The sequence below is a fragment of the Novosphingobium olei genome, assembly GCF_012927405.1.
In the GTDB taxonomy this organism is placed as follows: domain Bacteria; phylum Pseudomonadota; class Alphaproteobacteria; order Sphingomonadales; family Sphingomonadaceae; genus Novosphingobium; species Novosphingobium olei.
Genome location: NZ_JABBGM010000012.1, coordinates 66,896 through 89,497, shown reverse-complemented (window position 1 = coordinate 89,497; position 22,602 = coordinate 66,896). Strand labels below are relative to the sequence as shown.

Here is a 22,602-nt window from a genome sequence, read left to right as displayed (position 1 = left end):
GATGAACGCGCGCGGTGCCTGCAACTGCGCGATGAGCAACGGCGGCGGCAATTCGTGATCGGCAGGGCACTGTGTCGTCAGGTCCTGTCACTCTACGGGCCAGTGCTTCCCCAGGACTGGCGCTTCGCGCTAGGACGACGTGGCAAGCCCTATATTGCGACACCTGAGTTGCCCCAACCCATGTGGTTCAGCCTGTCTCACGCCGACGGTGTAAGCATCTGTGCGGTTACCGGCGCCGGGCCGGAGATCGGCATAGACCTGGAACGGATCGCTTCCGGTCGGAACTCACTGGAAATTGCCGAGCAGTTCTTTTCGGATGCCGAGTCGACGGCGTTGCGAAATTTGCATCCTGCGCAGCAGACCGAAGCCTTCGTCCGTCTGTGGGCGCTAAAGGAAAGCTATGTGAAAGCTCGTGAAATCGGCTTGGCAGACGGGCTTTCCGGCACAACCTTCGACCTTTCGCCGCCGGATGAGATCGGTGTGATCTTTGCCCATGGCCTGCGCGAACGGGCACAGGATTGGCATTTCAGGCTGCTGCGCCTCGGCATGGACAGAATTCTTGCAATTGCGGTACGTCAGCCCTCCGTCGCAACACTACTGTTGCGCACGCAGAATTGGCATGGGTTGTAGCGGCGCCACAAGTCTTGAAAGGAAGACTCAGTGATTTCCGACAACTTTGCCCAGCGTCAGAATAGTGGCAATGATCGCGATCTGGCAGGATTGCACCTCAACCCCCAACCACCGCGCGGCGTTCAGGGCATGGCAGATGGCGGACGAACCTGAGCGCCTCGACCATTAGCGGACTAGCTCCAACAAATAGACCCTGCACGGAACCTGCGAAATTGCCCAGATGGCGGTTGGTCTATTCTTCAAAAGCTTGCACATCTCCCGGTTTGCGCAACATCTTGTTGACTTCGTCGAGGTGCAATTCCTCGAGCATGATCATTTCGCGCGCATATTCTTCCAGAAGGATGGAGCGGTCGTTCGAGAGTTCTAGGAGCTCGTAGTAAAGGCCCAAAGTCATCTTCTCGTGTTCGAGGCTCTCGCGCAGGATATCGCCAATGTCATGACGGGCGGTTTCCAGAAGCGGGCCGATCTGCAGCGACGGGTGCCCGCCCAGCAGCGTCACCAGTTCGCCGGCCTTTCGCGCGTGGGCCAGCCCTTCCGAGGCGTTGCTTTCCAGCCACGAGACGATCGGAATGCGGTTATATCCGTACACCATCAGCGAATAATGGGTGTAGCGGACGACTCCTGCCAGCTCGGCCTCCATGATCCGGTTCAGAACCCCAATGGCGGACTTCTTGTCGTCTTCGGTCATGACAGTCTCCTGCATTTTCCGAGGCAGTGCCATGCTAACATAGCAGCCTTGGTGCCAAAGTTTGTAGGCGATTTTTTCGAAGATGGCCATCGCCTGCCAGGGTGCCATTTCACATCGGGCGGGATGTGCCCGCCACGATCAGGACTAGCGACCGGTCGGTTCGCGAAGTCGTCCATGGCGGGCACTGATTGCGGCATGCGGATCAGCCCGGGGATGAGAAGCCGGTCCGCAGCCGTGTCACAGTTCGAAGCGGACCGTTCCCATGACCGTACGCGGCGCGCCGGGCAGGTTCAGGTTGGGCGAGGTGCCATGCCCTGAGACGATGTAGCGGCGGTCGAACAGATTGTAGGCATTGACCTGCAGCCGCGCATTGCCGAGCCTGACCCAGGCCAGCGCATCGACGGTGACATACGCCGGCAAGGTCACCGTGTTGCCCGGATTGGCAAACCTGTCACCCACGTAGTTGCCGCCAAGGCCGAGTCCGAAGCGATCCTCGAACGTCTTGGTGACGAACAGGTTGACGCTGTGCCGCGGGGTGATCGTGGCGCGCTTGCCCTGGACTGGCTGGCGGTCGTCGATGGCGACCGAGCGGATCACCCTGGCATCGAGATACGAATATCCCGCCACTGCCCGCCAGCCGGACGCCAGGTCGAGATTGGCTGACAGTTCGACGCCGCGCGTACGCTGGGTGCCGATCGGGATCAGCGTCGTGGTCCCCGGCACGGTTGACTTGATCCCGGTGCGCTCCAGCTCGAATAAGGAAACCGTCGTGTTCAACCTGCCGCCAAGGAAAGTGTACTTGGCGCCAACTTCCTTGTTCGACGTCCGTTCGGGCTCGATCCCGGCATTGTTGACGGCCAGCGCGAAGCCTTCGCCCGACGGCTGGAAGGAGCGACTCCACGAGGCATAATAGCTCTGCGTCGCATCGGGCTGGAAGACCAGGCCCGCACGCGGGCTCCATTCGCTGTCCTTGCGGGCAAGGTTGGGTAGCGCAAGATGCTGGATCGTGCGCTGTTCGAACCAGTCATGGCGAATACCCACCAGAGCCTTGATGCCCGAGCCAAAGTCGATCAGATCCTGCGCATAAAGCCCTTCGTTCCGGAAACGGCCTTCGTTGTCGGTCGCAGGATTGCCGCCAAGATCCACCGGCACGACAGGCAGCACCGGCGCGAACAGATCGACCGTCGCAAAACCATTGCGCGAATAGAGCAATTGCCGCTTGGTCTGGCGGCCGATCTCGAAACCGTAGAGCACCGTGTGGCGGATGCCGCCCGTGGCGAAGATGTGGGTCAGTTCGAGCTGGTTCGACCAGCCATCTTCGTTGCGGAAGAAGTTGGAGCGGTTGAGCGAGGCCAGCGGGTGGGGCCGGGTATCGCTGACCGGAAGCACCGCGCCGGTAAGCGTGTTGCGGCGATCGAGGTCATAGTTGTAGCGGCGAAAGCCGTTGCGCAGGGTCAGGTGGTCCGAGAAATGATGGACGATGCTGATCGCCTGGGAGGAAACCTTTGACCGGCTGGTATCGGCATCGCGGGCGTTCGCCGCTCCATAGTAGGTTCCCGGTGCCACATCCACCGGTCGGCCCTGATAGGCGGGAATGCCAAAATCGGTGATGCGCTTGTCGCGCAGATAATCGGCCTGGAACAGAATTTCGGTTTGCGGGCCGGGACGCAGCAGCAGTGACGGCGCAATCGCTTCGCGATCGAGGAACTGGTACTGCCGGAAGCTGCCGCTACGCTCGAGCGCGCCGGTAAGCCGCAAGGCGACCTTTCCGTCATCGAAGACCCGGCCAAGGTCGAACTCGCCGCGCTTGGTATCCCAAGAGCCTGCCGTGAGCGTCAGCGCCGCAACGTTCTCGCCCGGCTTGCGGGTGACCCGGTTGATAAGGCCGCCTGACGAACCGCGCCCATAGAGTACTGCCGCCGGCCCCTTGAGCACTTCGACCCGCTCGACGTTGGAAAGGTCGCGGAAGTAGAGCGCGTCATCGCGGAATCCGTCAACGAATTGGTCGGAAATCGCGCTGAAGCCGCGGATTGTCACCTGGTCGCGCTGACCGTCGCCGTGGCTGAGGCCAACACCCGGAACGTTCTTGAGCGCATCCTGGATCGACAGGGCGCGCTGATCCCGCAATATTTCCTCCGGCACGACGTCCACTGTCTGCGGAATGTCACGGAGTTCGGCAGGGATTTTGATCGCTGCCGTGGCGGCTGGCGCATAGCCTGCCTCGCGCGCGCCCGTGACCACAATGCCGCTGCCACGTCCCACGCTATCAGCGGCACTGCTTTCGGCTTCGTTCGCGTGAGCGCCCGCGCTCAAAGCGCAAGCCAGTGCAATGGCGGCAGTGGCAGATGGCATTGTGACTTGCATGACGGTCCCTCCTGATCTCACGGCCACTAACGAGAATGCGAGTGACTCGCAATATCGTTTTATTTTTTCTGATATGGGCTAAAGCGGGTCATCTTGGAGGGACAGCGCATGGCGTCGACAGCATTTCACGAAGGCGGCAGGGCAAAGCACATTTTTCGCCGCGTGCACCTGTGCATGGGTCTCACCCTCGGCTTGTTGTGGGCGCTGCAAGGGCTCACCGGCGCGATCCTGGTGTTTCACCGCGAACTGGACCGAAGCGCCTTACCGTCTCCGCAGCGCTCCATGCCACTTTCGCTGGACGTGCTGCTTGGGGCCGCGCACTTGCCAGTTGCGACGCGCCCTGAAAGCATCGGACGTGTTGATCATGACCCGTCGATTTTCGTTATCAATTATACCGGACCTGACGGACGCAAGCGCGGCCACCTCATCGACACGGCGACAGGGGCCAAGCTTGGTGAACGTGACTGGCGACCGACTTCGCCATTTGAAGGCAGTGCGACGCGGTGGATTTATGATTTGCACCATCGCTTGTTGCTGGGTGAAATGGGCGGAATCTTGCTTGGTGCATCCGGCCTGTTTCTGCTGGCCAGCGCGTTGATTGGCGTGTGGCTGGCATGGCCCCGCCGCAAGGCTTGGCGCGCCATCTTCGACTTCCGTCGGTGGCGTTCGACGGCCCAGCGTCTTTATGGCTGGCATCGACTGGTCGGGCTGTGCGCCGCTGTGTCCCTTGTGCTACTTGCAATTACCGGGGCGACGATGGGCTTCGGCAAACAGTTGCGTAGCTTCAGCGAGAGCCATTTGCCATATCGGCCTCCTTATGCAGTGCAGCCTGGCCTCCTGCCGCGACATATTGTCACTGCTAATCAAGCACTGGCAGCCGCTCAGGTCAGGCTTCCGCATGCCGCCTTCGTCTCGCTCATCCTGCCGAGCCCTGCACTGCCCGCATATCAAGTCAGGCTTCGTCAGCCTGGGGAATGGCGGATCTGGTCAGGCACGAGCATGATCACAGTCGATCCGGTGGATGGCCGGGTGCTGGACGTTTACGATGCCGAAAGGGCACCGCTGACCAATCGCCTGCTTGAGAGCGCTTTTGCCTTCCACAGTGGTGAGGCGGCCGGCTTTGCTGGACGGATCGTAACATTCCTCACTGGATTGGGGCTGACAGCGATGTATATGACCGGAGTTTCGATTTGGTTTAGCAGGCATCGCCGCAGACGAGGACAGGGGGCGAGCCAGTTATCGCACGATAAGCCGGGCCGGCGGGCCGTCTAATCGCATTGACCCGCCGAAACCCCTTCGCTTACCAGCCGTTATAGCCTTGCCAGTAGCCACGTTCATGTTCGCGCCAGTGTTCCCGCTCTTCGCGTCGATGTTCGCGCGCATGCTCACGATTCAGACGGCGGTGAAGGCGTTCGTGTTGCCAAGGCGTCATCCAATACTGGTGGGCCTCAGCATGCTGATCGTCGAGCAGGTCGTGCGCGTCGTCGTGCTGATCGTCGAGGTCATCATGAAGGTCGCGGTGCGCATCGCGCCAGCCTCGATATCGCTGGCCGTACGCGGGATAGTCGTATCCATAACCGTTCCCCACGGTTACCGACCAACTTGACTGGGCCGAAGCCATGGTGGGCGTGAAGAGCGCGACGGCTACTACTCCCAAAGAAGAAAAAAATGCGCGATATTTCATTCGACTCACTCCTTCGCCCCGAGGCCTGTTTTTGCTGACGATGGCTGCACTTCGGCTGAACCTGATCGTCAGGAAAACCGGCGCGATGGGGATACCAGTTTCGCGATGCAGCGAGCACGGGCATGTCCGCGCGATACAGGGCGACCGGGCTTGCGCCGAGGGCAAGTGCGCACGCGGGTATTGCTGGTTACGAGAGGGAAGGATCAGCCAGCCCCAATTGCGCGACCAAAATAAGCACCGTGAAAGCAAGGACAGTCTCCATGACGATGCTGAGTTTGAGCTTACGCATCAACGCAGCCCGGTCCGCAATGTCGCCTGCCCTGATGAGCTTGGGAACGAAAACGAACCGATTCACTGCCGCAAGCGCAAGCATTCCCCAAAATGCACAGAGTTTGAGCAGTAACAGGCGACCATAGAGAATGCCTGTCAGTGAGGGAAATTCCATTGGGCTAACGAGAAACGTCAAGTTGGCAAGGCCAGTAACGAACAAGGTTCCAACTAGCCCGCTCCCGATGCCGGCAAAGCGTGACAGCGTGATTACCGGCTCGCCTGCAGAGTCCGATTTGTGGAAAAGCATGGCCAGGAAGAGCGCTAATGCACCAATCCAGATCGAGGCAGCCAGCAGGTGGGTAATATCCAAAGCAAGGCGCAAGGCCGACATCCAACCTTCGCTTGCTGCAGCATGTCCTGACCAGGCGAGTGAACCCGTCGCGATTGAAGTGGGAAGCACGAGCCACCGCGGATTAGAGCGCGGCCGGGCCAAAAGCACAAGTGCGGCAAATAGAGCGATTGAGCGGGCGATAGCGGATAGGCCAAGTGTGGACCCTGTTAACAGATCCAAGATGAGTTGCGGGTCAAGTCCCGAGATTGCGGTTCCCGCCATTTGAGCAACAAGTAGAAAAAATGCCATCGCCGCCAGAGGCACCGAAATAATCGCCAGTGCCAAAAGAGAGCGATGGGCGAATTCGAGCGTTTGCCTGGCCCCGAGCAGAATGGCAGCCGCCGGTACGCCGAACAGTAAGCCGAGATCAGCATAGACCGCCCAGCGTACCAGCGTGAACCCGTTCATCAGCGAGCCGTAAAACTTACTTTGCCGGTAACCCGGTGGGTATCGCTGCCCACAGCATGCCAGCTTACGTCATAAGTGCCGGCAGAGAGACGCCGCGGCAATCTGGCAGTCAGCGATTTGCGGTCGGCGCTGGCAGCCACCTTGATACCCGTGACCTTCATCGAGGGGTGATGGCCTGCCATTCCGGGAATGCCGGTCATGATGATTTCAAGACCCGACATTTGCGGCAAAATCGATTCGTTGAAATTCAGGGTTATGATCCTGACGTTTATGGCGTTCGCTGCCGTCACCGGACTGGAGGAGACCAGGCGCGGATGGGCTTGTGCGGGCAGCGCGAAAGCGAGGCCGAACACAGCGGTTGTGGCGGCGAAGTATCGAAACGGCTTCATCGTACATTCCTTGGACAAGCTAGTGCCATAAATGCGCCGCCCGTCACGTTACCTCTCCACTCGGGTGCAATTGGTGAGGGGTTGGGTGCGCCTTGGCGTATGAATGTGTGGAACTGCAAGGATGTGCTTGCGATGAATGACCTCGTCTTTGGCTCTGTCGTGGCAGCAGAACTCGACCAGGTGCACCAGCTCGCCGACTGTACGATGGGGCGGTATCGACTAGATTTTCCGCTTGCCTGCTGCCCTCGCGACGCAGGGTCCCGCGACGTGCGGACGCTCTCGATACACCCAGCCTGTGGCGGTGCCCTCCCGAGGCAAGCCTACGGGTATCATGATCTTCGGCCCGAAGACCGATGGCCGACCTGCATGTTTACTATACGCCGATCATCATGACGAAGGCGGCGCTGTCAGCATGCACAACGTTGAAAGCTCGGTCGTCCTCGTGATCGGAACGGTTCACCAATTGCGAGTCTTATGCCTGACAACGCGGGGTAGACGTGGTATCGTTTGCTATTGCAAGCGGGATGGACGGTGCTTCTCACCATGGAGGTGCAGGATGACCTACTGGAATCTCAAGGGCCGCGAACTGGTGAACTGCAACTGCGATTTCGGCTGCAACTGCCAGTTCGGTGGGTTGCCCGACAAGGGGCACTGCCAGGCAGTATTCGGGATGGCGATAGATGTCGGCAGGCACGGTGACATCGATCTTTCGGGGCTGAACATCGCAGCCGTGTTCCACTGGCCTGGGCCGATTCACGAAGGCCACGGAGAATGTGCTGCGTTCGTCGATGAACGGGCCAGCGCCCAACAGCGCAACGCCTTACTGACCATCATGACCGGGGGTGACACGGATCCGTTTGCGACGGTTTTCGCAGTGTTTGCATCGACCATCGAGACGATGCACGAGCCCCGTTTTCACTCGATTGATTTCGACGTGGATGTAGAGGCGCGCAAAGGTCATCTGCGCATTGCAGAACACGTGGACATGAGGGGCGAACCGATCCGCAGCCCGGTAAATGGCGCAGAAATCCGTGCGCAGATACGACTGCCGGAAGGCTTCGAGTACGACGTGGCGGAAGTGGGATCGGGCACCAGTCGGTCGTTCGTGCCGATGAAGCTGGATCATGCCGAAAGCTATGGGCAGTTTGCTCATATTCATCTCGACAGCCACGGTGTTGTCCGGTCGTGATCCGGTGCGGTGGCGCCGTGCGTTGGCCCATCCCGCGCGGGTAAGCGCGGTCCTGCTGGCACTGCTTTGCATCATGGCATGGGCTTGGGTGCTGTCAGGGGCCGGGACCGGCATGGCGATTTCCGGCGGTCTATGGCCGCGAGGTGCCACCTCGTCTGCCATGGGCGCGACGACTATGAGTGGGGGACCGCTGCGCTTCGTGATCCTGTTTGCGATGTGGTGGGTAATGATGGCCGCGATGATGCTTCCGGCGGCCTCGCCCACCATCCTCCTGTTTGACCGCGTGGCGACCCAAGCCCCCGGTCGCGGAAAGAGCGAATGGACTGCGGCCGGTCTTTTCCTCGCCGGTTACCTGCTGCTGTGGGGTGCGTTTTCTCTGGCAATTGCCGCACTGCAATCGTTGCTTGCGCAGAGCGGCATGATGGAACCGATGACAATGGCGCTGACCAGTTCCTGGCTGGCCGGACTCCTCCTCTTCTGTGCCGGGATCTACCAGCTTACGCCGGCCAAGAACGCATGCCTTCGCCAGTGTCGCAATCCGGCCGTGTTTTTGAGCCGGTATTACCGCCCTGGACGCATGGGGGCGCTACGAATGGGGCTGATCCACGGCGCGATCTGCGTCGGCTGTTGCTGGTTGCTGATGGCGCTGCTGTTCGTGGGCGGTGTGATGAATGTCGTGTGGATCGCCCTTCTGAGCGTTCTCGTCGCTTTTGAAAGGGTGAGCCGGTTTGGAAACAGGATCGCCGCTTTCGTTGGAATTTGCATGATTGGGCTATCAGTATTGGTCTGGGGTGGCGCTATTTCATCGTGAGATTCAATCCGGCGACCACAAGCTGGACTTCGCCGACCGCCGCTGCAACGGCTTGGTTGACCCTGCCGGCCTCGTCGCGAAACCGGCGCGCGAGGGCGTTTTCGGGGACGATGCCAAGGCCGACTTCGTTGCTGACGAGGACGACATGACCTCTGGCACCGGCGATCACCTTCGTCAGGTCGGTGGTGGCTGCCGGGATGTCGCGATCGGCGAGGAGCAGGTTGGTGACCCACAAGGTCAGGCAATCGACCAGCACCACAGCGTCTGACGCATTGTGCGCGCGGATCGCCTCTGCCAGCGCAAGCGGCGCTTCCACGGTTGACCAGGCGGGGCCGCGATCCTGCTGGTGCAGGTGTATGCGGTCGCGCATTTCGTCGTCCCAAGCCTGGGCGGTGGCAATGTAAACCGGCGAAAGGCCGGTGGCTTCGGCACGGTGCTGCGCATAGCGGCTCTTGCCCGAACGGGCGCCGCCCAGAACGAACAGGCTAGGCAACGGCGCCTCCCTGCGCGAGCGCCAGCAGGGCATCGACGTCGAGGTGGGTTTCGAGATCGTGCGCGATCGAATCGAGCGCGGCGTCCACCGCGGCGGCGTGGTCGAAACCATCGGACTGGATGCTGAGTGCGGCGAGCAGTGCCGTGCGCAGGGGCGTGCTGGCCAGCGCGCCGTGGACATAGCTGCCCATGACTTGCCCGTTGGCACTGATGGCACCATCGGCACGGTGACCGTCGAGCATTGCGAAGGGGCGCATGCATCCGGCACCGGCCGTTTCGCCCATGTGCATCTCGAAGCCTTCGAACGGCTGTTCCAGCGCGGTCCCCTGGACGCGCCGCAAAGCCTTGTGCGGGGTAAGCTCGGTTTCGACATCGAGCAGGCCCAGCCCGTCGATTTCCGCCAGCGGGCCTTCGATGCCATGTGGATCGCGGATGCGGCGGCCCAGCATCTGATAGCCGCCGCAGATGCCGAGCACGCGTCCCCCGCGCCGGTGATGGGCCAGGATGTCGATGTCCCATCCCTGTTCGCGCAGGGCGACCATGTCCGCGATGGTCGCCTTCGAACCGGGCAAGACGATCAGCGCGCAATCGGCGGGGGTGGGATGGCCGGGCGGTACCATGACGACCGTGACCCCGCTTTCGGCCTTCAGGGGATCGAGATCGTCGAAATTGGCGATGCGCGGCAGGATCGGGCAGGCAATCTTCAGCGTGCCCATGCCATCGCGCGCATGGCGTTCGAGCACGACGGCATCTTCGCTGGGCAGGCGCGCGCTGGCGGCGAGCCACGGAACCACGCCATAGCCGCGCCAGCCCGAAAGTTGCTCGATCTGGTGATAGCCGTCCGTGAACAGCGCGGGATCGCCCCGAAACTTGTTGATGATGAAGCCCCGGATCATCGCTGCATCGGCAGGATCGATCACGGTGCGGGTGCCGACCACCGCCGCGATCACCCCGCCACGGTCGATATCGCCCACCAGCACCACTGGCACGCCTGCGGCGCGCGCAAAGCCCATGTTGGCGATATCGCCTGTGCGCAGGTTGATCTCGGCCGGGGATCCTGCGCCTTCGACCAGCACAAGATCGCATTGCGCGCGCAGGCGTTGCCAGCTTTCCAGCACATCGGGCAGGAGCGCGGCGCGCGCGGTGCGGAAATTCCCGCCGCCCATCGTTCCGCGCACTCGCCCATGCACCACGAGTTGCGAGGTGTGGTCCGCCTGCGGCTTGAGCAGGACGGGATTCATGTCCGTATGAGGCTCAACCCGGCAGGCCATGGCCTGCAAGGCCTGCGCTCGGCCGATCTCTCCGCCGTCGACCGTGACGGCAGCATTGTTCGACATGTTCTGCGGCTTGAACGGGCGCACGGCAAGGCCGCGATTGGCAAACGCGCGGCACAGCCCGGCGACCAGCACCGATTTGCCGACATCGGACCCGGTACCTTGCAGCATCAGTGCGCCCATCACCATCCTCTCCATGCAAACGCGGTAGCCGTTACGCCCAGCAGGAGGCAGGCGCGAACGTAGATTACGAGCGCGCGGCGGATATCCGCCGCCGTCGCGTCGGGCGGGCCTTCGCCGATCCACGGCTTCGCATGGGCCACTCCATCGTAGACGACCAGTCCAGCCAGCCGCACGTGCAGGGCGCCGGCCATGGCCGCTTCGGTCCAGCCGGCGTTGGGCGACGAATGACGGCCATGATCGCGCCACATCGTCGACCATCCGCCGCGTCCTGCAAGGCAGATGATCACGGCGCCGATCCGCGCGGGCAACAGGTTCGCCAGGTCGTCGGTGCGTGCAGCGGCCCAGCCGAAGGCGCGCCAGCGCTCCTCACGATGCCCAATCAGGCTGTCGGCGGTGTTGATCGCCTTGTAGGCCCAAATCCCCGGCAGGCCGCCCACGACCAGCCAGAACAGCGGGGCGGCAATCCCGTCGCAAAAGCTTTCGGCAAGGCTTTCGATCGCGGCCCGCGCCACGCCCGCTGCATCGAGCTCGGCGGTATCACGCCCGACGATCATGGCAACGGCACGGCGGGCCGCGGGAAGGTCGCCGGCCTCAAGGGCCACGGCCACCGGGCGGACATGATCGAACAGGCTGCGCTGTGCCAGCGCAGGCCAGGCGAGCACGGCCTCGGCGATCCATGCAAGCGACCCGAAAATCTTGAGCAAAAGCGCCTGCATCGCGAGTGCCATCCCGACCGGAATGGCGATGAGGATCACCACCGTCAGTACCCCGAGCAATCGCCGTAGCGGCGGGGGCAACGCCGGGCGGTTCCAGGCGCGCTCGCAACTCTGGATGATCCGGGCAAAGCCGCCGACCGGGTGACCCAGCCGTCGATAGAGCCGATCAGGCCAGCCGATCGCCGCATCGAGGGCAAGGGCAAGAAGAACGACGGGTTCAGCCATGGTCGGGCAGGGCGGAGATGAAGCGGGCAAGTCTCTCTTCGCTGTCCGGCAGCCCCACCCGCAACCACTGCGGTTGGTGGACAAAGGGGCGGGTGAGGATGGCCCGCATGGCCAGATGGTCGAACAGGGCCGCGCCATCGGCACATTCGATCAGGCGGAACAGCGGGCAGGCGCCGATCACGCGATACCCGCGCCTATGCAGTTCGGCGTCCAGTCGGGCTGCCTCGGCCTCCAGCCTGCGGCGCATCATGGCCGTCCACGCACGATCGGCGTAAGCCGCCGTGCCGATCGCGATGGCAGCGGCGGAGACCGGCCAGGCCCCCAGCCGCCTGCGCAGGTCGTCGATGATCTGGCGCGGCCCGATCACGAACCCGAGCCGCACGCCGGCCAGCCCGAAGAACTTGCCGAACGAGCGGAAGACGAGCAGGCGCTGCTCGTCGCTGACCCGGTCGGCGACGGTGTGGTTGGGGTGGCAATCGGCAAAGGCTTCATCCAGCACAAGCCAGCCGTTCGCGCCGCGTCGTGCCAGCAGATCGTCGATTTGGTCACGGCTGAGCAGACGCCCATCGGGGTTGTTCGGGTTGGCGAGGATCAGCGTTGAGCCGTCTGCCTGATCCAGCGTGTCGATAGCGATGGGCCTGCTGCCGGTCACCATCTCGGTATGCGTGCGATAGGTGGGCGTGACGTGGCAGGCCCGGCCATCGAGCAGTTCGCCTGCAAGGCGCAAGCCCACTTCGGTCCCCGGGACGGCGCAGACGCTGCCTGCATCGCAGCCGAAGTGGGCGGCAGCAGCGCGTTCGAGCGCCGCCACGTCGTCTTCGCCTGGCAGGGCGCGCCAATCGACGGGCACGGCGTTGGCGTGCGGCCAGGCGTGGGGGTTGATGCCGGTGGAAAGGTCCAGCCAGTCCTCTCCTCCGAAGTGGGCTCGGGCCGCAGCGATGCCGCCGCCATGCCATGTCCAGCGGGGCGAGGTCACAATGCGGTCTCCACGCAGAGGCCCAGCAGCAGCGCGGTTTCGATCAGTTCGATGCCCGCGCCATGGCCGTCCCCGGAAATGCCGCCGATGCGCCGGGTTATCCAGCGGCCCCACAGCACGATGACAGGAACGATGGCCAGCAGGGCCGGGTGGAACCATGCGGTTGCCAGCAGCGCGAGCGTCCAGAAGGCGATGTCTGTCGGGCGGATGGCCCCTGCAAAGCGTGCCCCAAGCCCCTGATGCAACGGAGCGATCCAGCGGGTCCAGAACAACGGGGCGATGCGCGCGGCGAAAGGCACGAGCACGAGCGCAGCGATCTGGCGGTGGTCGATCAGCGCGTGCAGCAGCACCAGCTTGGCCAGCAATTGCAGCGTGATGGCGGTCACGCCGAAGCTGCCCACATGGGGATCGGCCAGCACGGCGCGGAGCCGGTCGCGATCCTTGTGCGCGGCGCCGCTGGCATCGGCCATGTCGCCCAGCCCGTCCAGGTGCAGCGCGCCTGTGACCAGAATCCATGCCGCGAGTGCGGCCAGCGCGCCGGTCCAGCTGTCGACATGCGCCCCGGCCCATCCCGCCGCGGCAACAATCCCGCCGACGATCAACCCGACCACCGGGAACCACCGCATCGATGCGCCGAACGCGTCGTTCGAGACAGACACCGACGGCGCGGGCAGGCGGGTAAGGAACTGCACCGCGATGCACAGGCCCTTCATGGCCACAGCCCCACGATCTGCGCGATGCGCGGCGTGCCGGGCCACAGGCGCAGGCTGACGACGCAGGCATAGGGCAGGTCGAACGCCCAGAGATGGCGCTGCTCGAAGCCGAACAGGCAAGCCATCGCCGCGCGGATAGCGCCGCCGTGCGTGACGACCAGCGTATCGCCCGCGATACTGCCAAGCGCGGCATCGACGCGGGCGACCAGCGAGGACCAGCGTTCGCCGCCCGGTGGCGGATCGGCTTCGGGATCGTTCCAGAACCGGGCGAGCGCTGTGCTGTCCGCGCGCGCCGGGTTCAGCCCGTCCCAGGCCCCGAAATCCAGCTCGCGCCAGCGTGGATCGCGCGTGACCGGCAAGGCGCGCGAACCGGCGATTCCGTCCGCCGTTACCGCGCAGCGTTGCAGGTCGGACGCGACTACCGTGCCGAAGGACAGGTCGGTGACTTGCTGCACGCAGGCCGCAATACCGGCCAGACTGGCGGGCATGTCGGTATGGCCCAGCAGAAGTCCGGATGTTTCGGGGGCGCCATGCCGCATCAGGTGGAGGTGAAACGCGCTCACAGCCTGTCGGCCACGCCCGCTTCGGCAAAGGTGGCCATCTGCGCGTGCGTGGCAAGCGCTGCGCGGATCACCGACACGGCGAGCGCTGCGCCGCTGCCTTCGCCCAGCCGCATCCCAAGGCTCAGCAAGGGAGACAGGCCAAGGTGGCGAAGCAGGCGGACATGGCCGGGTTCGGCCGAGCAATGCCCGGCAAGGCAATGATCGGTGATCGCCGGAACCTTGGCGGCCAGCGGCGCAATCGCCGCACAGGTGATGAAGCCATCAAGCACCACGGGGATGCGCAACTGGCGCGCCTTCAGCACCGCACCTGCAATGGCCGCGATCTCCCGCCCGCCAAGCCTGCGCAGCGTTTCGAACGGCGAGGCAGGCGCGGAGTGATGCAGGGCAAGCGCCTGTTCGATCACGGCAACCTTTCGGGCAAGGCCGGCACTGTCGACACCCGTGCCGGGGCCGACCCATTCGGCCACGCTGCCGCCAAAGCTGCGGGCGGAAAGCGCCGCGGCGGCCGTGGTATTGCCAATGCCCATTTCCCCCACGGTCAGGATCTGGAGATCGGGCGTCACGACGCCTGCCCCGGCCGACAGCGCGGCAAGGCATTCGTCCTCGTCCATCGCGGGGGCAGTGGTGAAATCGGCGGTGGGGCGATCGAGGTCGAGCGCGACGATCCTGAGATCCAGCCCGGCCGCGTCGGCCAGCGCATTGATCGCCGCGCCGCCAGCTTCGAAATTGGTGACCATGGCCTCGGTCACGCTGGCGGGAAAGGCGCTGACGCCGTGGGCCACGAAGCCATGGTTGCCCGCAAAGATCGCGGTGCGACCGCGTTCGATCACCGGGCGAGCCGTGCCCTGCCAGCCGGCCATGAACACGGCGATGTCTTCCAGCCGCCCCAGCGATCCCGGTGGCTTGGTCAGTTGGCCCTGCCGGGCGCGGGCGGCCGCAAGGGCGTCCGCATCGGCAGAGGGCAGGCTGGCCAAAGCGGCCTCGAACGCGGCGGGCGAGGCAAACCCGATCATTGCGCAACAAACCCTGCGGGCGGGGTGCGGCAGATGAAGTGGCCCTTTACGCCCTTGGGCCATTCCTTGAACGGCACGCGCCCGTGTTCGCTGGCCGCATGGAGCACGGCATAATCGAGCAGGGCAGTGGCGGCCTCCTCGTCGGGGGTGAAGCGGCCGAGCACATACCCGAGTTTGCCCGGCGCGCGGACGTGGACCGAGCAGAACTCGGTGCAGGAAAACAGGCACGGCATTTCCTGCACCGCGATGCCGGCATAGCGCGGATCGGCTTGCTGCATGGCGCGCAGCGCGGCAACCAGCAGGGCACCGCCGCGCTGACCGTCCGCGTCGTTCTGGGCATCCTTGGAGTGGCGGCAGGTGTTGCAGGCCACGATGGCCGGGCCATCATCGGCGGGGATCAGCATCGCATTACGCTCCTTCGGGCAAGGGTCATCTCTCGAACAGGCGATCGGCCAGAGGCTCGCGCGATTGCCAGCCGCGTTGTTCGAGTTCGGGGGTTTCTGAAGGTTGGTCGGGATAGCCGATGCACAGCAGGGCGATCAGCGACCACCGTGGCGGCACGTCCAGCATGGCGGTCACCACCTGCGGATCGAGGATCGAGACCCAGCCGAGGCCGATCCCGCGAATGCGCGCGGCCAGCCACAGCGTCTGGATGGCCGCAACGCAGGAATAGCGGAGCATTTCGGGCATGGTGGCGATGCCGAGGCGGTGGCCCGCCCGTGCCTGTTCATCGCAGAATACGGCCAAGATCTCGGGCGCTTCGCGCAGGCCGTGCAGCTTGAGTGCGCGATAGGCATCGTGGCGTGCCTGGTCGGCGTAGCCGCGTGCGGCCAGCGCGTTCTGGTCATCGACATGGGCGGCCAGCGCCTCGCGCAAGGCTGGCGTGCGCACGCGCACGAAGCGCCATGGCTGGGCATTGCCGACCGAGGGAGCCAGCGCCGCCAGCGCCAGCAGATCGGCCATGTCCTGCTCGGCAACCGCCTGCGGCGCAAAATGCCGCACATCGCGCCGCCAGCGCAGCAGCGTCTCGAACGCCTGCGCGAATGCGGCATCGAACTTGCGAGCGGGCTGGCTCAAAACTCGATACCCGCCTGCGCCTTCACGCCTGATCGGAACGGGTGCTTCACCATGGTCATCTCGGTGACGAGATCGGCGGCCTCCATCAGCGCATCGGGCGCATTCCGGCCAGTCACGATCACGTGCTTCATCTCGGGCTTCGTGGTCAGGACTTCGAGCACTTCGTCGAGCGGCAGATAATCATAGCGCAGCACGATGTTCAGTTCGTCGGCCAGCACCATGTGATAGGCCGGGTCCGCGATCATGCGCTTCACTTCGTCCCAGGCGGTGCGGGCAGAGGCGATATCGCGCGCACGGTCCTGCGTGTTCCAGGTGAAGCCTTCGCCCATGGGCTTGAACTCGACATTGTCGGGAAAGGCCTCGAACACGGCCCTTTCGCCCGTGAGCATCGCGCCTTTCACGAATTGGACCACGCCCACTTTCATGCCGTGGCCGATGGCGCGCACCACCATGCCCAGCGCGGCGCTGGTCTTGCCCTTGCCCTTGCCGGTGTGAACGATCAGCAGGCCCTTTTCCTGCGTCTTGTTGGCCATGATCGTATCGCGCGCGGCCTGCTTCTTGCGCATCTTGTCCGCGTGGCGCGCATCTGCGGCTTCTGCCGCCATCGGTGCGTCAGTGGCTTCCATCGACCTGTTCCTTTCGCATCAGATAGATATCCATGATCCAGCCGTGGCGGGCGCGAAGGGCGGCCCTGCGTGCGGCGATGCGCGGGGCAGCTGCTGCCAGCGCCCCATGCTCCAGCGCCTGATGGTCCATGCCCAGATAGGCACCCCACCAGATCGTGATGCCGCGCGGATCAAGCACGTCGAAGGCGCAGCCGCTGTCGAGCATGACCACGATCGTATCGGCATCGACGGGCCAGCCGTGTGTGCGCAGCGTACGGCCCGTGGTGATGGTGACGGGGCCGGCCAGTGGGTTGAGCGGAATGGCATGGGCGGCGGTCAGCGCCTGAATGCTGGTAATGCCGGCGACGACCTTGACGGTCACCTCCAGCCCGGCACTTTGCAACCGTTCGGCAATGCGCAGCGTGCTGTCATAGAGCGAAGGATCGCCCCAGACCAGCAGCGCAAGCCGCCCGCCCTTGGGCAAGTGCGCGGCGATCTGCTCGTGCCAGACGGTGGCGATGGCATCGTGCCAGACGTTGACGGCTTGTGCATAGTCGCCATCGGCGGCACGCAGGGGCATGTCGAATTCGACGATCCGCACCGGGCGGGTCAACACGGTCGCGCAGATCGTGCGGCGCAGGTCTGCAAAGTCCGACTTCGCACTGCCCTTGCGCGGCAGCAGGATGAGGTCCGCCTCGTTCATGGCACGCGTTGCCTGCGCGGTGAGGTGATCGGGGTTGCCGGTGCCGATGCCGATCAGGTGGAGCTCGATCATGCGTCCATGTCCGGACCGGAGGGGGCAATCATGTGAAAGAAGGTTCCGGTCACCCGGCCCCGGCGCGATCCGGTTTCGGCCACCGGATCGCCGTTGGCGTCGGTGACGCGGGCCAGCGGCGCATCGTGCTGCGCGAGGATGGTGGAATAATGGAACTCGTGCCCGCGCAGGCAGGTGCCCGCCGGAATGCCGGCGACGGGGGCGAGCAGTTCGGCACGGCGATAGCCAAGGTGCATCCGGCGCTGGGCATAACTGGTTTCCAGCCCGAGCAGGCCGGCCATGCGGTGGCGTGTCCCTGCCTTGTCCACCAGCGCTTCGCCCAGCACCATGTATCCGCCGCATTCGCCGTGGATGGGCCGCGTTTCGGCATGGCGGTGCAGGCCGGCAAGGAAGGTGGACGCGGCCGCGATCGTTCCGGCGTGCAGTTCGGGATAGCCGCCCGGAAGCCACACGAGATCGGCATCGGCAGCCGGTGCTTCATCGGCGAGCGGGGAGAACGGCGTGATCTGCGCGCCAGCACGCCGCCAGCCTTCCAGAAGGTGCGGATAGAGGAAGGAAAACGCCGCGTCGCGCGCGACCGCGATGCGCTGTGCCGGGGGGGCGGGCAGGCGTCCGGCGCGTGGCGCAGCGGGCATGGCTTGCGCTGCGGCCCGGAGCGCGGCGAGATCGACATGGGCGCGCAGGAAAGTGGCGTAATCGACGACCGCGCGTTCCAGATCGGGGTGTTCCATCGCCTGCACCAACCCGAGATGGCGTTCGGGCAGGGCAAGATCGGTGCGCCGGGGCAGCGCGCCGAGCACGGGCATACCGATTGCCTCAAGCCCCTTGCGCAGCAGGCTTTCGTGGCGGGGGCTGGCCACGCGGTTGAGGATCACGCCGGCAATGCGCAGGGCAGGATCGAAGCTGCGAAAGCCGAGCGCGGTGGCGGCGACGGACTGCGCCTGTCCCGACGCGTTCAGCACCAGCACCACCGGCCAGCCCATGCGCTTGGCAACGTCGGCGCTGGCGCCATTGCCGGTAGCGCCTTGTTGGGCGACGCCGTCGAACAGGCCCATGGAGCCTTCGACCAGGATCATGTCAGCGCCTATCGCCTGCGTGGTGATGGCGTCGATCAGCGCCGGTTCCATCGCCCAGCTGTCAAGGTTGAATGAGGCGCGTCCGCAGGCGGCGCGGTGGAACGCGGGGTCGATGTAATCCGGCCCGCTCTTGAACGGTTGCACGGCAAGGCCATCCTGCGTCAGCGCGCGCAGCAGGCCGAGCATGACCGTGGTCTTGCCGGTGCCCGACGCGGGTGCCGCGATCATCAGGCCGGGAACGCTCATTCGGTGACGCCGATGAAGCGCGAGGTGGCATCCTGCGGGCGGAAGCGCCGGTCGTAGTCGGCGGCATAAAGGCTGCTTTCGGCAAACCCTTCGGCCGCCAGCACGCGACCGACGAGGATCAGCGCGGTGCGCTCCATGCTGCCGGCCACGGCCTGTTCCACCGTGCCCAGCGTGGCGCGGACCACGCGCTGGTCGGGCCAGCTGGCGCGCCACACCACGGCGACCGGGCAATCCTCACCATAGGCGGGGGCAAGATCGGCAACCACGGTGGCCAGATTGTGGATCGACAGGTGGATGGCGAGCGTCGCGCCGGTCACCGCGAAGTTGGCGAGGCTTTCGCGCGGGGGCATCGTACTGGCGCGGCCGGGCGTGCGCGTGAGGACCAGCGACTGGCCGAGTTCGGGCAGCGTCAGTTCCGCTTCGAGCGCGGCGGCGGCGGCGGCGAAGGCGGGGACGCCGGGCGTGACGGTGCAGGGAATGTCCAGCGCGCGCAGTCGGCGCAACTGTTCGCCCATCGCCGACCAGACCGACAGGTCGCCTGAATGCAGCCGCGCGACGTCTTGCCCGGTGGCATGGGCAGCGGCGATCTCGGCCACGATGTCGTCCAGGGCCATGGGCGCGGTGTTCACGATGCGCGCGCCGGGCGGGCAATGGGCCAGCACCGCAGCCGGGATCAGCGATCCGGCATAAAGGCAGACGGGGCTTGCTGCGATCAGGTCGCGCCCGCGCAGGGTCAGCAAATCGGGCGCGCCGGGGCCGGCGCCGATAAAATGGACGGTCATCAAGGGGTTCCTTGGGCAATGGCGCAAGTCGCCATGCGATCGGGGGAAATCTGGCGGGGGCGCAGCAATCGCGCGTCCGGCCCTGCCGCCGCGAGCGCGGCGGCTTCCGCCACGCTGCCGGTGTGGTGCGTCTCGCGGCTGGCGGCGGAGTGGGTGTGTGTCGGCGTTGCGGCCAGCGCATCGGCGGCGACTTCGGCCAGCGGCAGACCCAGCACGCGCGCCAGCGGGGCCAAGGTCGTTGCCTTGGTCTGCGCGGTGGCAAGGTGGGTGACCGGAGGCAGCCCCTGCTGCGCAAGCGCCAGCGCGGCACGCAGCGATTCCAGCGTCGCACCGGAACGGAAACCGAAGCCGGCGACCATCACAGCGTCACACTCCACTGCACCACCGGATAGCGGGCCTTCCAGCCGTGGCGGTTGCCGATGGGGGCGGCGTCGGCGAGTTCGATGCGCAGCAACGCGCCGCCTTTCGCGCAATGCCAGTGGGCCAGCACGGCTTCGGATTCCAGCGTGACCGCGTTGGCGACCAGCCGGGTTCCTGCGGGCAGGCGATGCCACAGGGCGTCCAGCAGAGTGTGGGACAGCCCGCCGCCGATGAACACCGCATCAGGTGCCCGGCCATCGGGTAGATCGGTCGGGGCGCGGCCTTCGATCACGCACAGGCGGTCCACGCCCAGCGCGGCGGCATTGGCCCGCGCGCGGGCAGCCCGCCCCGGATCGGCTTCAAGCGCGATGGCATGGTTGGCGGGGTGCGACAGCAGCCATTCGATCCCGATCGAGCCGGACCCGGCGCCGATGTCCCACAGCGTTTCGCCCGCGCGCGGCGCCAGCGCCGACAACGTCAGCGCACGCACCGGCCGCTTGGTGATCTGGCCATCGGACGCGAACAGATCGTCGGGCAGGCCAGAGGCCGTGGACACCGCCTGACCTTCACCTGCCGTGGCGATGCCGACGGCGACAGGATGGGCAATCTCGCCGAGCGCCATCTGGTCGACCACCACGCTGCGCAGCCGTGCCCGAGGACCGCCCAGCGCCTCCATGACGTGGAGCGTGGAAGCCCCGAAGCCCAGGCTGACACAATAGGCCGCCAGTTCATGCACCGCATGGCCATCACGCAGCAGGGCGATGATCTGCCGACCCGGTGCCAGATGCTGGCGCAGGCGTTGCAGCGGCGTGGCGTGCAGGCCGAGGCAGACGGTATCCTGCACGGCCCATCCCAACTGGCTTGCGGCCAGCGAGAACGTCGACGGCGCCGGGTGCGCGGTCCATTCATCGCGGCCGAGATGGCGGGTCACGCTGCTTCCGGCCCCAAACCAGAAGGGATCGCCCGACGCCAGCATGACCACGCGGCGCCCGCGATGCTCCAGCAGGCGCGTCACGCCATCTGTGAAAGGCACTGGCCATGCGATGGCCGGGCAGGTAAGCGCGTGCAGCAACGACAGGTGGCGCGGCGGCCCCATCACCAGTTCGGCCCCGGCCAGCGCCGCGCGGCTGGCGGCGGACAGGCCATCGAAACCATCTTCGCCGACGCCGATGATCGTCAACCAGCCAGCGGGATCCCGATCAGCCATGCCAAACGTCCTTGTGCTGGGCGGCACCACCGAAGCCAGCGCGCTGGCGCGCCTGCTCGCCGAGTGCGGCATCGCAGCGACGCTGAGCTATGCCGGACGCACTGAAAGCCCGCGCCCCCAGCCGGTGCCGGTGCGCATCGGCGCCTTCGGCGGCGCGGCAGGTTTGGCGGATCATCTGCGCGAAACGGGTGTCACGCACCTGGTGGACGCCACCCATCCTTTCGCCGCGACGATGAGTGCCAACGCCGTGGCCGCCGCACGAGAGGCGGGCGTGCCGCACATCGCGCTGACCCGGCCCGCCTGGCAGCCGGTGGGCGGCGATAGGTGGCACCACGTGGCCGACATCGCTGCCGCCGTCGCCGCGCTGGCGGGTCCGGCCCGCCGCGTCTTGCTGGCGCTGGGACGGATGCATGTGGAAGCCTTCGCCGCGCAGCCGCAGCACCATTACCTGCTGCGCTTCGTCGATGCGCCCGACGAGCCGCCGCGGCTGCACGATCATGGCCTCGTGGTCGATCGCGGGCCGTTCACCGTCGCCGGGGACCGTGCGCTGTTGCAGGATCACGGCATCGATCTGGTCGTCAGCAAGAACGCTGGTGGCACGGGCGCGGAGGCAAAGCTGATCGCCGCGCGCGAACTGGGTTTGCCCGTGCTGATGATCGACCGTCCGGCCGTGCCCGAACGGCTCGAAGTGCATCGGCCGGAAGATGTGCTCGCCTGGCTGGGTCACGCCACCATTTCCGGCACGGAACGCGGGGTATAGAGCACGGGGCCAGCGGGGCGTTCGATGATCCGCGTCTGGCTGGACCCTACGATCACCATCGTGCGCATGTCGGCCATGTCGGGCTGGGCCTTGTCGAGCGGCATGATGCGCAGCACTTCGTCCGCCGTGGACACCGCGCGCGCGAACAGCACCGGGCGGTCATCGCCGCAGGCTTCCTGCAAGACCGCCAGTGCGCGGGCGAAGCCTTGGGGTCGCGATTTGGAGCGCGGGTTGTAGAACGCCATGGCAAAATCGGCTTCGGCCGCCAGCCGCAGGCGCTTTTCGATCAGCGACCATGGCTTCAGGTTGTCCGACAGGTTGATCGCGCAGAAATCATGGCCGAGCGGCGCGCCGGCGCGGGCGCTGGCCGCCAGCATTGCGGTGATGCCCGGCAGAACGCGGATGTCGATGTCCTGCCATGCGCCCGCGCCCGCTTCCAAGGCTTCGAACACGGCAGCGGCCATGGCAAAGACGCCGGGATCGCCCGACGAGACGACCACCACTTTGCGACCCTGCGCAGCAAGGTTCAGGGCAAGTTTCGCCCGATCCAGCTCCACGCGATTGTCGGAAGAATGCAGCACCAGCCCTTCGCGCGGGGCAATCCGCGCGACATAGGGGATATAGCCGATCACGTCGGTCGCTTCGGCCAGCGCAGCACGCACTTCGGGCGTGACAAGTGCCTCATCGCCCGGCCCCAGTCCGGCGACGGCCAGCCAGCCGGTTGGCATCGGCACT

General features: G+C 65.3%; 26 protein-coding genes. 5 read left to right on the top strand and 21 right to left on the bottom strand.

What is annotated here, in order from left to right:
* The first annotated feature begins 180 nt into the window (after positions 1-180).
* Entirely contained in the window at positions 181-630 is a 450-nt protein-coding gene (locus HHL27_RS18950; protein ID WP_169494960.1) for a 4'-phosphopantetheinyl transferase family protein, read from the top strand.
* Between the two features lie 232 nt (positions 631-862).
* On the opposite strand, the gene HHL27_RS18945 is transcribed toward HHL27_RS18950, so the two are convergent.
* Complete coding sequence (locus HHL27_RS18945) at positions 863-1,318, bottom strand: ferritin-like domain-containing protein (protein ID WP_169494959.1); 456 nt, start codon at positions 1,316-1,318, stop codon at positions 863-865.
* Between the two features lie 237 nt (positions 1,319-1,555).
* The gene (locus tag HHL27_RS18940) at positions 1,556-3,670 is read right to left on the bottom strand and encodes a TonB-dependent receptor (RefSeq protein ID WP_169494958.1); all 2,115 of its coding nucleotides are present in this window, start codon (positions 3,668-3,670) and stop codon (positions 1,556-1,558) included.
* A 120-nt stretch (positions 3,671-3,790) separates the two neighbouring features.
* Between HHL27_RS18940 and HHL27_RS18935 the strand changes: the two genes are divergently transcribed.
* A complete protein-coding gene (locus tag HHL27_RS18935; protein WP_169494957.1) occupies positions 3,791-4,954 on the top strand; it encodes a PepSY-associated TM helix domain-containing protein in 1,164 nt (387 codons plus the stop codon).
* Between the two features lie 28 nt (positions 4,955-4,982).
* On the opposite strand, the gene HHL27_RS18930 is transcribed toward HHL27_RS18935, so the two are convergent.
* From HHL27_RS18930 to copC, 3 genes are all read right to left on the bottom strand, one after another.
* Positions 4,983-5,366 carry a hypothetical protein gene (locus tag HHL27_RS18930; protein WP_169494956.1) on the bottom strand — a complete coding sequence of 128 codons (384 nt, stop codon included), beginning with the start codon at positions 5,364-5,366 and terminating at the stop codon, positions 4,983-4,985.
* 187 nt (positions 5,367-5,553) lie between these two features.
* Positions 5,554-6,435, bottom strand: coding sequence for a copper homeostasis membrane protein CopD (gene copD / locus HHL27_RS18925; RefSeq protein ID WP_169494955.1), 882 nt, complete (start codon positions 6,433-6,435; stop codon positions 5,554-5,556).
* Entirely contained in the window at positions 6,435-6,824 is a 390-nt protein-coding gene (copC, locus tag HHL27_RS18920; RefSeq protein WP_169494954.1) for a copper homeostasis periplasmic binding protein CopC, read from the bottom strand. Before copC ends, copD begins: the two co-directional genes overlap by 1 nt.
* Positions 6,825-7,380: 556 nt before the next feature.
* Between copC and HHL27_RS18915 the strand changes: the two genes are divergently transcribed.
* Entirely contained in the window at positions 7,381-8,013 is a 633-nt protein-coding gene (locus tag HHL27_RS18915) for a DUF1326 domain-containing protein (protein ID WP_169494953.1), read from the top strand.
* Positions 7,949-8,824 (top strand): DUF2182 domain-containing protein, encoded by an 876-nt coding sequence (locus tag HHL27_RS18910; protein ID WP_240960028.1) that lies wholly within the window; start codon positions 7,949-7,951, stop codon positions 8,822-8,824. The genes HHL27_RS18915 and HHL27_RS18910 overlap by 65 nt, the downstream gene beginning before the upstream one ends.
* Here HHL27_RS18910 and cobU read toward each other — a convergent pair.
* The 15 genes from cobU to cbiE are packed head-to-tail and all read right to left on the bottom strand — an operon-like array spanning position 8,811 to position 21,107.
* Positions 8,811-9,317, bottom strand: coding sequence for a bifunctional adenosylcobinamide kinase/adenosylcobinamide-phosphate guanylyltransferase (cobU, locus tag HHL27_RS18905; RefSeq protein WP_169494952.1), 507 nt, complete (start codon positions 9,315-9,317; stop codon positions 8,811-8,813). The two genes, HHL27_RS18910 and cobU, sit on opposite strands and share 14 nt — an antisense overlap.
* Positions 9,310-10,773, bottom strand: a complete 1,464-nt coding sequence (locus tag HHL27_RS18900; RefSeq protein ID WP_169494951.1) for a cobyric acid synthase — start codon at positions 10,771-10,773, stop codon at positions 9,310-9,312. The genes cobU and HHL27_RS18900 overlap by 8 nt, the downstream gene beginning before the upstream one ends.
* Complete coding sequence (gene cbiB / locus HHL27_RS18895; protein WP_169494950.1) at positions 10,773-11,714, bottom strand: adenosylcobinamide-phosphate synthase CbiB; 942 nt, start codon at positions 11,712-11,714, stop codon at positions 10,773-10,775. Before cbiB ends, HHL27_RS18900 begins: the two co-directional genes overlap by 1 nt.
* Complete coding sequence (gene cobD, locus HHL27_RS18890; RefSeq protein WP_169494949.1) at positions 11,707-12,690, bottom strand: threonine-phosphate decarboxylase CobD; 984 nt, start codon at positions 12,688-12,690, stop codon at positions 11,707-11,709. The genes cbiB and cobD overlap by 8 nt, the downstream gene beginning before the upstream one ends.
* Complete coding sequence (gene cobS / locus HHL27_RS18885; protein ID WP_169494948.1) at positions 12,687-13,403, bottom strand: adenosylcobinamide-GDP ribazoletransferase; 717 nt, start codon at positions 13,401-13,403, stop codon at positions 12,687-12,689. The genes cobD and cobS overlap by 4 nt, the downstream gene beginning before the upstream one ends.
* The gene (locus HHL27_RS18880) at positions 13,400-13,966 is read right to left on the bottom strand and encodes a histidine phosphatase family protein (RefSeq protein ID WP_169494947.1); all 567 of its coding nucleotides are present in this window, start codon (positions 13,964-13,966) and stop codon (positions 13,400-13,402) included. Before HHL27_RS18880 ends, cobS begins: the two co-directional genes overlap by 4 nt.
* A complete protein-coding gene (gene cobT / locus HHL27_RS18875; RefSeq protein WP_206069708.1) occupies positions 13,963-14,979 on the bottom strand; it encodes a nicotinate-nucleotide--dimethylbenzimidazole phosphoribosyltransferase in 1,017 nt (338 codons plus the stop codon). The genes HHL27_RS18880 and cobT overlap by 4 nt, the downstream gene beginning before the upstream one ends.
* The gene (locus HHL27_RS18870; protein WP_169494946.1) at positions 14,976-15,383 is read right to left on the bottom strand and encodes a DUF1636 domain-containing protein; all 408 of its coding nucleotides are present in this window, start codon (positions 15,381-15,383) and stop codon (positions 14,976-14,978) included. Before HHL27_RS18870 ends, cobT begins: the two co-directional genes overlap by 4 nt.
* Positions 15,384-15,408: 25 nt before the next feature.
* The gene (gene bluB, locus HHL27_RS18865; protein WP_169494945.1) at positions 15,409-16,056 is read right to left on the bottom strand and encodes a 5,6-dimethylbenzimidazole synthase; all 648 of its coding nucleotides are present in this window, start codon (positions 16,054-16,056) and stop codon (positions 15,409-15,411) included.
* Positions 16,053-16,682: a cob(I)yrinic acid a,c-diamide adenosyltransferase gene (gene cobO, locus HHL27_RS18860; protein ID WP_240960026.1), complete on the bottom strand. Its 630-nt coding sequence runs from the start codon at positions 16,680-16,682 to the stop codon at positions 16,053-16,055. Before cobO ends, bluB begins: the two co-directional genes overlap by 4 nt.
* The gene (cobF, locus tag HHL27_RS18855; RefSeq protein WP_169494944.1) at positions 16,669-17,436 is read right to left on the bottom strand and encodes a precorrin-6A synthase (deacetylating); all 768 of its coding nucleotides are present in this window, start codon (positions 17,434-17,436) and stop codon (positions 16,669-16,671) included. The genes cobO and cobF overlap by 14 nt, the downstream gene beginning before the upstream one ends.
* Positions 17,433-18,758: a cobyrinic acid a,c-diamide synthase CobB gene (locus tag HHL27_RS18850; protein WP_169494943.1), complete on the bottom strand. Its 1,326-nt coding sequence runs from the start codon at positions 18,756-18,758 to the stop codon at positions 17,433-17,435. Before HHL27_RS18850 ends, cobF begins: the two co-directional genes overlap by 4 nt.
* Positions 18,755-19,540 (bottom strand): precorrin-4 C(11)-methyltransferase, encoded by a 786-nt coding sequence (gene cobM / locus HHL27_RS18845; RefSeq protein WP_169494942.1) that lies wholly within the window; start codon positions 19,538-19,540, stop codon positions 18,755-18,757. The genes HHL27_RS18850 and cobM overlap by 4 nt, the downstream gene beginning before the upstream one ends.
* Entirely contained in the window at positions 19,540-19,902 is a 363-nt protein-coding gene (locus HHL27_RS18840; protein ID WP_169494941.1) for a cobalamin biosynthesis protein, read from the bottom strand. The genes cobM and HHL27_RS18840 overlap by 1 nt, the downstream gene beginning before the upstream one ends.
* On the bottom strand, positions 19,899-21,107 hold the full coding sequence (gene cbiE / locus HHL27_RS18835) for a precorrin-6y C5,15-methyltransferase (decarboxylating) subunit CbiE (RefSeq protein WP_169494940.1): 1,209 nt from the start codon (positions 21,105-21,107) through the stop codon (positions 19,899-19,901). Before cbiE ends, HHL27_RS18840 begins: the two co-directional genes overlap by 4 nt.
* On the opposite strand from cbiE, the gene HHL27_RS18830 reads away from it, so the two are divergent.
* Entirely contained in the window at positions 21,106-21,867 is a 762-nt protein-coding gene (locus HHL27_RS18830; RefSeq protein WP_169494939.1) for a cobalt-precorrin-6A reductase, read from the top strand. The two genes, cbiE and HHL27_RS18830, sit on opposite strands and share 2 nt — an antisense overlap.
* On the opposite strand, the gene cobJ is transcribed toward HHL27_RS18830, so the two are convergent.
* Entirely contained in the window at positions 21,831-22,595 is a 765-nt protein-coding gene (gene cobJ, locus HHL27_RS18825) for a precorrin-3B C(17)-methyltransferase (RefSeq protein WP_169494938.1), read from the bottom strand. The genes HHL27_RS18830 and cobJ overlap by 37 nt on opposite strands.
* Positions 22,596-22,602: the final 7 nt, after the last annotated feature.